Origin of the sequence: Pseudomonas sp. K5002 (assembly GCF_013386655.1) — a bacterium.
Classification (GTDB): domain Bacteria; phylum Pseudomonadota; class Gammaproteobacteria; order Pseudomonadales; family Pseudomonadaceae; genus Aquipseudomonas.
In genome coordinates this window covers 1-12718 of sequence record NZ_JACARK010000709.1, presented here as the reverse complement: position 1 = coordinate 12718, position 12718 = coordinate 1, and the positions used below count along the sequence as shown (strand labels likewise).

Annotated in this window: 11 protein-coding genes and 2 pseudogenes; 2 read left to right on the top strand and 11 right to left on the bottom strand. The window is 61.0% G+C overall.

The genetic code is table 11. The features are described 5' to 3' along the window. Positions 1-369 (top strand): annotated as a pseudogene (locus HX846_RS26760) (protein BatD); the annotation flags it as partial. A gap of 139 nt (positions 370-508) precedes the next feature. Here HX846_RS26760 and HX846_RS26755 read toward each other — a convergent pair. The 6 genes from HX846_RS26755 to HX846_RS26730 are packed head-to-tail and all read right to left on the bottom strand — an operon-like array spanning position 509 to position 6435. Further along, positions 509-2251, bottom strand: a complete 1743-nt coding sequence (locus HX846_RS26755) for an ABC transporter substrate-binding protein (protein ID WP_003218534.1) — start codon at positions 2249-2251, stop codon at positions 509-511. Positions 2252-2286: 35 nt separating this feature from the next. Next, positions 2287-2559, bottom strand: a complete 273-nt coding sequence (locus HX846_RS26750) for a DUF2160 domain-containing protein (RefSeq protein ID WP_003218532.1) — start codon at positions 2557-2559, stop codon at positions 2287-2289. Positions 2560-2569: 10 nt separating this feature from the next. After that, positions 2570-3370 (bottom strand): carbohydrate ABC transporter permease, encoded by an 801-nt coding sequence (locus tag HX846_RS26745; RefSeq protein WP_003218530.1) that lies wholly within the window; start codon positions 3368-3370, stop codon positions 2570-2572. Positions 3371-3380: 10 nt separating this feature from the next. Continuing rightward, positions 3381-4247, bottom strand: a complete 867-nt coding sequence (locus tag HX846_RS26740; RefSeq protein ID WP_003218527.1) for a carbohydrate ABC transporter permease — start codon at positions 4245-4247, stop codon at positions 3381-3383. Beyond that, positions 4244-5341, bottom strand: coding sequence for an ABC transporter ATP-binding protein (locus HX846_RS26735; RefSeq protein ID WP_178966433.1), 1098 nt, complete (start codon positions 5339-5341; stop codon positions 4244-4246). Before HX846_RS26735 ends, HX846_RS26740 begins: the two co-directional genes overlap by 4 nt. Continuing rightward, positions 5341-6435: an ABC transporter ATP-binding protein gene (locus HX846_RS26730; protein ID WP_003218524.1), complete on the bottom strand. Its 1095-nt coding sequence runs from the start codon at positions 6433-6435 to the stop codon at positions 5341-5343. The genes HX846_RS26735 and HX846_RS26730 overlap by 1 nt, the downstream gene beginning before the upstream one ends. 237 nt (positions 6436-6672) lie before the next feature. Here HX846_RS26730 and HX846_RS26725 point away from each other — a divergent pair, with 237 nt between their 5' ends. Next, positions 6673-8499 carry a sigma-54-dependent Fis family transcriptional regulator gene (locus HX846_RS26725; RefSeq protein WP_134326816.1) on the top strand — a complete coding sequence of 609 codons (1827 nt, stop codon included), beginning with the start codon at positions 6673-6675 and terminating at the stop codon, positions 8497-8499. 134 nt (positions 8500-8633) lie between these two features. Here the strand turns inward: HX846_RS26725 and HX846_RS26720 are convergent, their stop codons facing one another. The 5 genes and pseudogenes from HX846_RS26720 to HX846_RS26700 form a co-directional block, all read right to left on the bottom strand. After that, positions 8634-10166 carry a sodium:solute symporter gene (locus HX846_RS26720; RefSeq protein ID WP_178966432.1) on the bottom strand — a complete coding sequence of 511 codons (1533 nt, stop codon included), beginning with the start codon at positions 10164-10166 and terminating at the stop codon, positions 8634-8636. Next, complete coding sequence (locus HX846_RS26715; protein WP_178966431.1) at positions 10163-10417, bottom strand: hypothetical protein; 255 nt, start codon at positions 10415-10417, stop codon at positions 10163-10165. The genes HX846_RS26720 and HX846_RS26715 overlap by 4 nt, the downstream gene beginning before the upstream one ends. A gap of 130 nt (positions 10418-10547) precedes the next feature. After that, positions 10548-11483 (bottom strand): choline kinase family protein, encoded by a 936-nt coding sequence (locus tag HX846_RS26710; RefSeq protein WP_177081005.1) that lies wholly within the window; start codon positions 11481-11483, stop codon positions 10548-10550. Further along, positions 11480-12436: an aminoglycoside phosphotransferase family protein gene (locus HX846_RS26705; RefSeq protein WP_177081006.1), complete on the bottom strand. Its 957-nt coding sequence runs from the start codon at positions 12434-12436 to the stop codon at positions 11480-11482. The genes HX846_RS26710 and HX846_RS26705 overlap by 4 nt, the downstream gene beginning before the upstream one ends. Positions 12437-12444: 8 nt before the next feature. Then, positions 12445-12718 (bottom strand): annotated as a pseudogene (locus HX846_RS26700) (M20/M25/M40 family metallo-hydrolase); the annotation flags it as partial.

Here is a 12718-nt window from a genome sequence, read left to right as displayed (position 1 = left end):
CTGGGCTTCGGTTTGTGGTGGCGTGCACGCTGGCAGCCGGCGATTTTGCGTGCCGCGCAAACCGGCCCGAGCCCGCGTACCTTGCTGGACGACCTCAAGCGGGCGAGCCAGGCGAATGACCCGCAGGCTACGCGTCAGGCGCTGGATGCCTGGGCGCGACAGCAGCCGGAGACCCTGGCGGATATGGCGGCGCGGTTTGTGCCGTTGTCGGATGCGCTGGATGGGTTGAACGGCGCGCTGTACAGCGAGAGTGGGCAGTATTGGCAGGGAGAGGAATTGTGGCGGGCGGTGAAGGCGATTCCGATGGCGGAGCGCGAGCAGGACCCTGCGGGGGACAGCACCAGCTTGCCGCCGCTGTATCCCAAATAGCCCCCCTTGCAGAAACACCGCAAACCCAATGTGGGAGCGGGCTTGCTCGCGAAAGCGGTCTGTCAGTCACATATCTGCTGACTGATCTACCGCCTTCGCGAGCAAGCCCGCTCCCACATTTTGATCTGCGGCGTCTGGGTTACTTGCGCGCCGCCTCCCACGACTTCAGCAACTCGTTATAACTGACCGTCTCACCCTGTGGCTTCTCATTTGCCAACTTAGGCTTCGGCGCGCCCGGCTGGTCGAACCAGTACTGCGCATCCCGTTCTTCGTTCATTTTCGGCCCGCAAATCGGCTGCACCTTGGAGCGTTCCAGGCGCGTCATGATCGCGTCCTGATCCTTGGCCAACCCGTCCAGCGCCTGCTGCGGGGTCTTCTCTCCGCTGGCCGCCTCCGAAATATGGCTCCACCACAATTGCGCCAACCGTGGATAGTCCGGCACGTTGGTGCCGGTCGGGGTCCACTCCACCCGGGCCGGGCTGCGGTAGAACTCCACCAACCCACCGAGTTTCGGCGCCAGGTCGGTCATGGCCTGGGAGTTGATGTCAGACTCACGAATCGGCGTCAGGCCAACGATGGTTTTCTTCAGCGACACGGTTTTCGAGGTCACGAACTGCGCGTACAGCCAGGCCGCCAGTTTCTGCTTCTCGGGCGTCGACTTGAGGAAGGTCCAGGAACCTACGTCCTGATAGCCCTTCTTCATGCCCTTTTCCCAGTAAGGCCCGACGGGCGATGGCGCCATGCGCCATTTCGGCGTGCCGTCGGCGTTGACCACCGGCAGGCCCGGCTTGGTCATGTCGGCGGTAAACGCGGTGTACCAGAAGATCTGCTGGGCGATGTTGCCCTGGGACGGCACCGGACCGGATTCGGAGAAGGTCATGCCCGCCGCTTCCGGTGGTGCATAGGCTTTCATCCAGTCCACGTATTTCTGCGTGGCATACACCGCCGCCGGGCCGTTGGTGTCGCCACCACGGGTGACGCTGGAGCCCACCGGGTGGCAGTCCTCCACGCGAATGCCCCATTCGTCCACCGGCAAACCGTTGGGCAGGCCCTTGTCGCCGCCACCGGCCATGGAGAACCAGGCATCGGTGAAGCGCCAGCCCAGGGACGGGTCTTTCTTGCCGTAGTCCATGTGCCCGTAGACGCGCTTGCCGTCGATTTCCTTGACGTCTTCGCTGAAGAATTTGGCGATGTCTTCGTAGGCCGACCAGTTCACCGGCACGCCGAGTTCATAGCCGTACTTCTCCTTGAACTTGGCTTTCAGGTCTGCCCGTTCGAACCAGTCGGCGCGGAACCAGTACAGGTTGGCGAACTGCTGGTCGGGCAATTGGTAGATCTTGCCGTCGGGCGCAGTGGTGAACGAAATACCGATGAAGTCCTTGATGTCCAGGGTGGGTGAAGTGAAGTTCTTGCCTTCGTTGGCCATCAGGTCGGTGATGGATTCTGTCTTGCCATAGCGAAAGTGCGTACCGATCAAGTCGGAATCGTTGACCCAGCCGTCATAGATATTCTTGTCGGACTGCATCTGGGTTTGCAGCTTTTCCACCACGTCGCCTTCCTGCAGCAAGTCGTGGGTCAGCTTGATCCCGGTGATTTCGCTGAAGGCCTTGGCCAGCACCTTGGATTCATACTCGTGGGTGGTGAGGGTTTCCGACACCACGTTGATCTTCATCCCGCGAAACGGCTCCGCGGCCTTGATAAACCACTTCAGCTCTTCAAGCTGCTGGGCTTCGGTGAGGGTCGACGGTTTGAACTCACTGCCGATCCATTTTTTCGCAGCGTCTTCATAAGCATCCGCCCAGGCCGCAGCACTGAGCCCGCTGAGCGCCAGCACGGCCGCCAATGAAATGCTATGTCGCAGCTTATTGTTTTTATCGAACATAGAGACCTCCTGGTTTTGGGGTTCAAAAGGGGCAGCTAGCCCCAACGCATCACAGACAACAGCCACACCAGAGACAGCGCGGACGCCACCCAGATGCTCCAGCCGGTTACGCCGATCACCAACAAATGCAGGTAGGCGCTGCCGAGAAGACCGATAAACAAACGATCACCACGGGTGGTGCTGATCGGTAAAAAGCCGCGCCGGGGGATACTCGGCGAGCGCAATTCCCAGGTCGTCATGCCCACCAGCAGCAGGCCGATCGCGGCAAAGAACAGTGCAGTCGGGGTGGTCCAGGCCATCCATTCCATCATCGACTCCTCAGACCCGGCCCAGGGCAAAGCCCTTGGCCACATGGTTGCGAACGAACCAGATCACCAGCATGCCCGGCAAAATGGTCAACACCCCCGCCGCCGCCAGCACGCCCCAGTCGATGCCGGAGGCCGAAACCGTACGGGTCATCACTGCGGCGATGGGTTTGGCGTTCACCGACGTCAGCGTGCGTGCCAGCAGGAGCTCGACCCAGGAAAACATGAAACAGAAAAACGCCGTGACGCCGATCCCCGAGCCAATCAGCGGGATGAAGATCTTCACGAAAAACTTGGGAAAACTGTACCCGTCGATGTAGGCCGTTTCGTCGATTTCCTTGGGCACGCCCGACATGAAACCTTCGAGAATCCACACCGCCAGCGGCACGTTGAACAGGCAATGGGCCAAGGCCACCGCGATATGCGTATCGAACAAGCCAATGGACGAATACAGCTGGAAGAACGGCAGCAAAAACACTGCCGGCGGCGCCATGCGGTTGGTCAGCAACCAGAAGAACAAGTGCTTGTCGCCGAGGAAGCGGTAGCGCGAGAACGCGTAGGCCGCCGGCAGCGCCACGCTCAGGGAAATCACGGTGTTGAGGCTGACGTAGTACAGCGAGTTGAGGTAGCCGGTGTACCAGCTCGGGTCGGTGAAGATCACCTTGTAGTTGGCGAAGGTGAAGTCCTGCGGAAACAGGGTCAGGCCGCCGAGGATTTCGGTGTTGCTCTTGAAGGACATGTTCAGCAGCCAGTAGATCGGCACCAGCAGGAACAGGATGTAGACCAGCAGCGGGATCAGCTTGCGCTTGCTCATGTTGGCGGCCTCAGCGGTTGGCGTCGGAGTGGGTCATGGCGGTGTAGAACAGCCAGGACACCAACAGGATGATCAGGAAGTACACCAGCGAAAACGCCGCCGCCGGGCCCAGGTCGAATTGGCCTACGGCCATCTGGGTAAGCGTCTGGCTGAGGAAGGTGGTGGCGTTCCCTGGCCCGCCGCCCGTCAGCACAAACGGTTCGGTGTAGATCATGAAACTGTCCATGAAGCGCAGCATCACCGCGATCAACAGCACGCTCTTCAGTTTTGGCAGCTGGATATGTCGGAACACCGCCCAGCTGGACGCCCGATCAATCCGCGCCGCCTGGTAGTACACATCCGGGATCGCCCGCAGCCCCGAGAAACACAGCAGCGCCACCAGGGACGTCCAGTGCCACACGTCCATCACCAGCACCGTGACCCAGGCGTCCATGGTGTTGGCGGCGTAGTTGTAGCTGATGCCCATCGCATTGAGCGTGGAACCCATCAGGCCAATGTCGGCACGGCCGAAAATCTGCCAGATGGTGCCGACCACGTTCCACGGAATCAGCAGCGGAATCGCCATTACGATCAACACCAGCGACGACCATCGGCCCTTGGTGGGCATCGTCAGGGCAATCGCGATGCCCAGCGGAATCTCGATCAACAGCACACACGCCGAGTAGATGAACTGACGCAGCAGCGAGTCATGCAGGCGCGGGTCCAGCAGCACCTGTTTGTACCAGTCGGCGCCGACGAAGTAGCGGCTGGATTGGTCGAAGATGTCCTGCACCGAGTAGTTGACCACGGTCATCATCGGGATCACCGCGCTGAAGGCCACCAGCAGGAACACCGGCAATACCAGCCACCAGGCCTTGTTGTTCTGCACCTTGTTCATGGCTGCACCTCCAGCAAGTAGTCATCGGCATACACCATCAGCCACTGCCCCGGAAAGCTGATGGACGCCTGGCCCTCGGGCACCGGTTTGTCTTCGGCCAGGCGCACTTTCAACGGTGCGCCATCGAGGTTGAGGGTCATGATCTTGTAGGTGCCGAGGTCTTCCACATGGATGACTTGCGCCTGTAGCGCGTCGGGATTGTGCTCATCCCACACATGGATAAATTCCGGGCGGATGCCGACCTGCAGCTTTTTGTAAGGCGTTTCGCCAATGCGCTGCTGCAACGCCTCGGGCAACGCCAGATGTGTCCCGGCAAAGCGCACACCACCCGCCTCTGCCTGCACCTCAATCAGATTCATCCCCGGGCTGCCGATGAAATAGCCGACAAAGGTGTGGCTGGGCCGCTCGAACAACTCCCGGGGCGTGCCGAACTGCACGATCTGCCCGCCGTACATCACCGCGATCTTGTCGGCGAAGGTCGAGGCTTCCAGTTGGTCGTGGGTCACGTAGACCATGGTGATGTTGAACTGCTCGTGGATCTGCTTGAGCTTGCGCCGCAGCTTCCATTTCAGGTGCGGGTCGATCACCGTCAGCGGTTCGTCGAACAGGATCGCCGACACATCATCCCGCACCAGCCCGCGGCCCATGGAGACTTTCTGCTTTTCATCGGCAGTGAGGTTGCGGGCCTTTTTGTCCAGCAGGTTTTGCAGGTCGAGCACCTCGGCAATTTCCTGCACCTTGCTGTGAATCTTCGCCTCGGCCATGCCCTGGTTTCGCAGGGGAAAAGCCAGGTTATCAAACACGGTCATGGTGTCGTACACCACCGGGAACTGGAACACCTGGGCGATGTTGCGTTTTTCCGGGGTCAGCTCGTTGACCACCTTGCCGTCGAACAGCACCTGGCCTTCGGATGGGCTGAGCAGGCCGGAGATGATGTTGAGCAAGGTCGACTTGCCGCAGCCCGACGGCCCCAACAACGCGTAGGCGCCGCCCTGCTCCCAGACGTGATTCATCTCGCGAATCGCGTAGTCCTCGGGGCCGTTTGGCTTTGAGCTGTAGCTGTGGGCCAGGTTCTGCAAATGGATCTCGGCCATCAGGCAACCCTCGCGACACGTCGGCCGGGGGCCTGGACCAGCCGTCCCTGGCCATCGAACACAAACAGTTTGTGGGTGGGGATATAGATGCGGATCGGCGCGTCGACGTCGTACTCATGCACCCCGGGCAAGTGCAGCACCAGCAGGAAGTGTTCGCTGCGCACATGCAGGAAGGTTTCCGAGCCGCTGATCTCGGCGACTTCCACGGTCACTGCCAGCTCCAGGTCATCGTCGTTGCTCGGCACCAGGCTGATATGGCTGGGGCGCACGCCAAAGCGAAACTCGCCCTCACCGATGGGCCGCAGGTCGACGTTCAGCGGGAAGTGCACGAAGTTGGCGAAGCTCACTTCGTTGCCACTGATGCGCCCGGGCATCAGGTTGATCGGCGGCTCGGAAAACAGCTCGGCCGCCAGCACGGTCTGTGGCTGGTGATAGACCTCGGCGGCCTTGCCGCTCTGGATCACCCGGCCCTCATGCAGAATCGTGGTGGTACCGCCCAGGGCCAGGGCTTCGTTGGGTTCGGTGGTGGCGTAGATGGCGATGGTGTGACGCGCCTTGAACAGCTCGCGCATTTCCTGGCGCAGTTCTTCGCGCAGTTTGTAGTCCAGGTTCACCAGGGGCTCATCGAACAGAATCAGCTCGGCATCCTTGACCAGCGCCCGGGCCATGGCGGTGCGTTGCTGCTGGCCGCCGGAGAGTTCCAGGGGGTGACGCTGGAGGAATTTCTCGATGCGCAGCATTTTCGCGGTTTCGAGGACTTTGCTCTGGATCTGCTCGGCAGAGACTCCGGCCTGGCGCAGCGGCGAGGCGATGTTCTCGAACACGGTCATGGTCGGGTAGTTGATGAACTGCTGATAGACCATCGACACATTGCGCAGGCGCACCGGCTTCTGGGTGACGTCCACGCCATTCATCAGGATGCGCCCGCTGTCAGGCTTGTCCAGGCCGGCCATCAGGCGCATCAGGCTGGTCTTGCCGGAGAGCGTGCGGCCCAGCAATACATTGAAGGAACCGGCTTCGAAACGCAGGTTGGCGTCGTCGATCCAGGTTTGGCCTTCGACAACGCGAGTGACGTGCTCCAGGGTCAATGACATGACACGACCTTTTTATTATTGGAATGGTTCTGGCAGGAGCACAGAGCGAGTTCCGTGCCAACAACCCAAACCTCAGGCCGGTCAACGAGTTAGGCAAAACAGCGATTCGCCTCTGAACAGAAATGAACAGGTCAGGCTGAACAACTGAACAATCGGCGGGTTGACAATGAACAGTTCTGAACAACACTGAACGGGCCTTCCGCACCCCAGAACAACAATAAAGCAAGGGTCACCGCCATGAGCACACCGCTGGCGCACGATGCCATCATCCAGGACTCCTGGCGCCGCTGCCGGGCCTATGGCCTGGATCACCAGAGCACACCGAGCTTCGACCAACTGCCCGCAGACGGCGTCAGCCAGTTGCTGGAAAGCCAGCATTCCCTTGTGCAGACCACCCACCAGGAAGTGCTGCCCTACTACGAAAACATCCTCAGCAATTCCAACTGCCTGATCATGCTTGCCGACAACCAGGGCCAGGTGCTGACTTCGTGGGGCACCCAACGCTTTATCGACCCCAAGCTGGCCCGTGGTTTCAGCGCCGGCGCCAGCTGGATGGAGCGCTCCAGCGGCACCAACGCCATCGGCACCGCCCTGGCCTGTGCCCAGGCAGTGCATATCGAACATGACGAACACTTCCTCAAGGCCAACCGTTTCATGACCGGCTCGGCAGCGCCGATCTTCGATGCGCAGCGGGAAATCATCGCGGTGCTGGATGTGTCCAGCGACAGCTACCTGCCGCCCTCCCACACCCTCGGTATGGTCAAGATGATGAGCCAGACCGTCGAGAACCGGCTGATCCTCAACCTGTTTCGCGGTGAGCATTTCCAGCTGACGTTCAATACCGGGTTGAACAATCTCGACAGCCAATGGGCCGGGCTGCTGATTTTTGATGAAAGCGGCCAGGTACTGTCGGCCAATCGCCGGGCCGACAACCTGCTGGGCATCAGCCTGTCGCGGGTGTTGATCGACAGCCTGTTCAAGGTCTCGCTGCTGGAACTGCTCAACCAGCCCGAAGGCCTGCCCTTCTCGCTGCAAGCCGCCGGACGCAACCGTTTCCAGTGCCTGCTGAAACGGCCGAAACAGGCGCCAGTGCAGGCTCGCGTGTTTGTGGAAACGAAAAAGCCCCGCGAACCTGGCCCCACGGCCATCAGTCTCAAGACCCTGCACTTCGGCGATGCCCGCGTGGAAAAGGCCGTGCGTCAGGCCGAGCGCCTGCTGGAAAAGGATATTCCGTTGCTGATCCACGGTGAAACCGGTGTCGGCAAGGAAGTGTTCGTCAAAGCCCTGCACCAGGCCAGCTCTCGCAGCCAACAAGCGTTTATCGCGGTCAACTGCGCAGCGATCCCCGCCGAACTGGTGGAGTCGGAACTGTTCGGCTATGAAAAAGGCGCATTCACCGGCGCCAACCAGAAAGGCAGCATCGGGCTGATCCGCAAGGCAGACAAAGGCACGCTGTTCCTCGACGAGATCGGCGACATGCCCCTGCCGACCCAGGCCCGGCTGTTGCGGGTATTGCAGGAACGCTGTGTGCAGCCTGTAGGCAGCAGCGAGTTGTACCCGGTGGATTTGCGGATCATCTCCGCCACCAACCGCTCGCTGCGCGAACAGGTACAGCTCGGGCGTTTTCGCGAAGACCTGTATTACCGCATCGGTGGCCTGACCCTGGAGCTGCCGCCGCTACGGGAGCGCACGGATAAACAGGCGTTGTTCAAGCAGCTGTGGCAACAGCATCGCGAGCCGACGCAGTGGGCCGGGTTGACTAACGAGGTGCTGGCCTTGTTTGAACAGCATCCGTGGCCGGGGAATCTACGCCAGGTGAGCAGCGTGTTGCAGGTGGCACTGGCCATGGCGGAAGAGCAGCCGATTCGGGCGGAACATTTGCCGGATGATTTTTTTGTGGATTTGAATGGGGTGGTGCCGGTGTGTGATGCAGTGGATGACAGTCTGGACCTGAATGAGCGACTGAAGGCGGTGGGCGGGAATATCTCTCACCTGGCCAGAGAGCTTGGCGTCAGCCGCAATACCCTCTACAAACGCCTGCGACAAAACGGGAATGCTGTGTAGAAACACAATCAAAAATGTGGGAGCGGGCTTGCTCGCGAATGCGGTATATCAGTCGCTGATGCTTTAACTGACAGTCTGCATTCGCGAGCAAGCCCGCTCCCACATTGGAACTACATTGGGTTAGAGAAGTGGGTTCAGTTCAGGACCGGCCTTGCCCCCATTGGCACTTTGCGACCCGGCGCCGCCATCTCAAACAACTGCTCAACCCGCGCACTCTCCTGCGCACTCGGCTTGATCGCCAATGCACACGCCACAAAAATCCCCGCATTGACCACCAGCCCCACAATCCCGCTGGTCAACGACCCCAGCCCGGGAATGTCGTCCGGATACATCGTCGTCAGCACAATCGCCACCACAATCCCCGCCAGCATCCCGGCAATCGCGCCTTCCTTGTTGCCGCGGCGGCTGAAGATCCCGAAGAACAGCGGCACCGCCAACTGGATAATCCCCTGGTAGGAAATCTGCGCCAGCAACTGCAACCGCGCGTAATCAAAGGTCAGGTATGCCAGCACCGAGGCGGCAACGATAAACACCACCATCCCGGACTTGGCCAGCAGCGTCAGTTGCCGGTCGGTACGCGGGGTGTTCCAGGTGGCAAGGTCGTTGGCGAACTGGGTGCCGCAGACCTGCACGCAGCCGTCGACGTGGCCGATGCTCGCCGCCAGTACGATGACGATCGCCAGCGCCAGCATCCACGGCCCGCCGATGTCGAACAGCGAGAGGAACCAGCCTTGTTGCGGGTGCGCGATGACGTTCGGGTCCTGGCTGATGGCCGCGGCAAACAGCATCAGAATCCCGTAGAAACCACCCACCAACAGGATCGTGTACAGCGTGCCTTTCTTCACCGCCTTGACGCCGCTGGCGGTGTAGATGCGCTGGAAGCTCATGGGCCAGCACATCGAGCCGATCACGCCGGTGAAGATCAGGCTGAACATGTACAGCGGGCCGTAACCGGTGCCGCTGGCGCCGGGAATCAGCAACATTTTCGCCGGCAGGTGCGACAGGTTGGAGAACGACGCCTGGTCGCCGAACAGCAGGAACACACACAGCGCCGCACACACGACATAGGCGATCAGGCCCTGGAACATGTCGGTCATGATCAGCCCGCGCATGCCCATGCTCACGGTCCAGTACTGGCGCACCAGCACCACCACCACGCCGGCGACCAGGCAGGTGGTGACGCCCCAGCGGCCGAAGCTGGCGAACTGGAACAGCATCGCCAAGGCCTGGATGCCCATCACCACCCACGGGAATACCGAGATGATGCCGATGATCGAGGCCACGCGCTTGACCACCGGGCTGTTGAAGCGCATGCCGAGCAAGTCCGGCTGGGTGCGCAGGTTGAAACGCTGGCCCCAGGTCCACGCGCGGCGGGCCATCAGGTACATTGCCGTCACGCCAAGGGTGGCGTAGACCATGCCGTAGAAGCCCAGGACGCCGCCGATGGTCAGGGCGAAAAACGCGGTAAAGGTCGAGCCCGGCCACCACGAGTTGGTGTAACACATGGCGATGTACCACGGCCCATAGGAGCGCCCGCCTACGGCGTAATCGGAAAAACTCGTGCTCTCGCGGTTGGTGGCGTACAGCACGGCGATCATCCCGGCCAGGAACAGGCCGATGACGCCGAAGGTGATAAAGAGGTTGGCATCGCTGGCGGTGCTGATCATTGCGCATCCCCCTCTTCGGGTATTTCGCCGGCCTTCAATTCGGCGACGTACAACGCCCACAGGCCCAGTCCTGCGAGGACTGCAATGGCGATCCAGTAGAAGATCGGCAACGGTATGCCCAGTGCCAACGCGGTACTGCCGCTCACGCTCAAATAGAACGGCGGGAATAAGGCGAGCATCAGCAACAGGAAAAAGTACACGCCGAAGAGTTGGCTTTTCAGGCGTCCGGGTGGTGCGCTATCAGATTTCATGAGTCGGGTGCTCCTTGAATTTGTGGATCGTTTTTTTGTGTGATCAAACAAAAATCAAGCAGTGAAAACGCAGGCACCAATCAGCGCCCAAGTGACTTCATTCAATGCATTATTGTTGTCTGGCGCAGGCTCAAGCCTGTCTTAGCCAGGTTTCCCATTGCGAATCGTTGATGATGCTGCGGGCACGCATGTGCTTCCAGGTGCCGTATTTGTAGAAGTCGAAATCCAGCTGCGACACCGCGTGCTGCACCATCGCCCAGGTCGACCATTTGATGTCCGCCAGGGCCTTGTGCAACTTGATGCGCGCGAGGTTCTGCGGGGTGACCTGGCCGAAGTAATCCTCGATCAGGGCCAGTTCCATTTCATCAGTGAAAAACATCTCGCCGAACCACAGCGCCAGTTCGTAATGCCGGTCGTTGTTGGAGGCGTATTCGAAGTCCACCAGACGAATTTGCCGACGGTCGTTGAGCATGAAATTACCCGCCAGGGTGTCATTCATGCAGGGAGCCAGGTCGATGCCGGAAGCTTGCAGCACGCCCCGGGCGCGGTCGCATTGGCGGCACAGCCAAGCGTCGTCGGCGGGCTTGCAGCCGTTGAGTTGCTCCACCTGCCGCTGGTGCTCGGCAATCATGTCGAACACGGTCTTGGTCTGCACCAGTGGCGGCTGGTCGTTGAACGCCTTGAGGGCGTGCAGCGCGTTGTGGCGCACGTCGCGGTCGAGGAAGTCGTGGTTGGAGGAGGCGCGCCAGCCCTCCATGAACTCGAAGACTTCCACGCCGAACTCTTCAAGGAATGCGAACACCGGCGCGCCATAGCCGGTTTGCGCCGCCTTGAGGCTGGCGTCGTGGGCCGTGCGGCGGTCGATGAACATCTCGGTGCCCACGCCCGGCACCTTGAAGAAATACGCAGTGTCGATCCCGGCCACTTCCACCCGCCAGTTGGTGTTGGAAATCCCGCCGCTGACCGGTTCATAACGAATGCCGGTGCCGCCCCAACTGGCAACCCCGCGCACCGCCGCTTCCAACTGACACTCTTGTGGCGTACACGCCTCACCTAACGCTTTCATGCCTGCCCCTCCTGTACCTGACGTAGCCAACCTTCAAACCGCGGGTCTTGCAGACTTTGGCGGCAGCGCAACAGCGTCCACTGCCCGACCTTGGAAAACTCCAGCGGCCGCGCCGAGGTAGCGCCGACCCACAGGCCCCAGAGCGTCCAGTACCAATCGTTGATCAAGGCGTACAAGCGGCAGCGCGCATAGTCGCTTTCACGGCACTCGCCGGCCCAGGCATGGATGCCTTCGCGCCAGTCGTTTTCGAAGACGTACAACTCATTAAGGCTGATGGCCACGTCGTACCAGGGATCACCACTGCCGGCGTAATCGAAGTCGATCAGTTGCAAGGCGCCGTCCGGGCCGATCATCACGTTGCTCGCCACGCCGTCGCCGTGCAGCGGCACCGAGTCGCTGGCGTTCAGTTGCAGCGAGGTCCAGGCCAGGTCAATGCAGGTACTGATCCAGGCGTGGTCGATGGGCAAGGCCACGCTGTAGCGCACGCATAATTCGCGCAGGTGCTGGATGTCTTGCAGCGGCGAGCGGGCGAAGCCCGGCGAGGTGCCTTGGTGCAATTGTTTCTTCAGGGCCCAGAGCGCTTGCAGGCGCCGGGGCTGCATCAATTCGTCGAGGCGGGCCCAACGCCACTCGCTGGTGGGCAACGCATCCAGCAGCAACACGCCGGCCGTGGCATCCACCAGGCGCACACCCGGCGTCACGTCGCAATCAGCTGCCAGTTGGGTGGCGCGGGCAGTGCGTTCAATGTCGATCAGCGCGCGCATGTCGTCATGCAAGACTTTGGCGTAACACTGGCCCCACGGTGCGCTGACGGTAAAACCGGCCCACTCGGTGGCCAGGCGTACCGGCGAGGCAATCCCGGCGGTGCCCTCTTCGACCACCACATGGGCGGACAAGCCGGCGGCCTCCAGGGCGCCCAGCAGCCGTGACTTAGCTTGCAAACGACTAGACATGGCAGACCTCAGCGGTAGGCGTTGGGGGTGGAACAGGCGCGGTGCAGCAACGCGGTCAGCATGTGCAGGCCGTTGCGCATGTCCTGTTCGCTGGTGAATTCCGCTTCGTTGTGGGACACGCCATTGCTGCTCGGGATAAACAGCAGGCACACCGGGTAATGCCGGCTCAGGCTGATGGCGTCGTGGCCTGACACGGTGACGCTGTTGCCGATGGGCAAGCGCAGTTGCTGGCCGACGCCGTAGGCCAGCTCGGCAAAGCCGTGATGCAGGTGGGTCGGCTCA

Bases quoted from the DNA above. Each gene is read 5' to 3' on its own strand.
- HX846_RS26750 (WP_003218532.1), bottom strand. From the start codon at position 2,559: ATGGAATGGATGGCCTGGACCACCCCGACTGCACTGTTCTTTGCCGCG.
- HX846_RS26740 (WP_003218527.1), bottom strand. From the start codon at position 4,247: ATGAACAAGGTGCAGAACAACAAGGCCTGGTGGCTGGTATTGCCGGTG.
- HX846_RS26725 (WP_134326816.1), top strand. From the start codon at position 6,673: ATGAGCACACCGCTGGCGCACGATGCCATCATCCAGGACTCCTGGCGC.
- HX846_RS26745 (WP_003218530.1), bottom strand. From the start codon at position 3,370: ATGAGCAAGCGCAAGCTGATCCCGCTGCTGGTCTACATCCTGTTCCTG.
- HX846_RS26715 (WP_178966431.1), bottom strand. From the start codon at position 10,417: ATGAAATCTGATAGCGCACCACCCGGACGCCTGAAAAGCCAACTCTTC.
- HX846_RS26730 (WP_003218524.1), bottom strand. From the start codon at position 6,435: ATGTCATTGACCCTGGAGCACGTCACTCGCGTTGTCGAAGGCCAAACC.
- HX846_RS26755 (WP_003218534.1), bottom strand. From the start codon at position 2,251: ATGTTCGATAAAAACAATAAGCTGCGACATAGCATTTCATTGGCGGCC.
- HX846_RS26710 (WP_177081005.1), bottom strand. From the start codon at position 11,483: ATGAAAGCGTTAGGTGAGGCGTGTACGCCACAAGAGTGTCAGTTGGAA.
- HX846_RS26735 (WP_178966433.1), bottom strand. From the start codon at position 5,341: ATGGCCGAGATCCATTTGCAGAACCTGGCCCACAGCTACAGCTCAAAG.
- HX846_RS26720 (WP_178966432.1), bottom strand. From the start codon at position 10,166: ATGATCAGCACCGCCAGCGATGCCAACCTCTTTATCACCTTCGGCGTC.
- HX846_RS26705 (WP_177081006.1), bottom strand. From the start codon at position 12,436: ATGTCTAGTCGTTTGCAAGCTAAGTCACGGCTGCTGGGCGCCCTGGAG.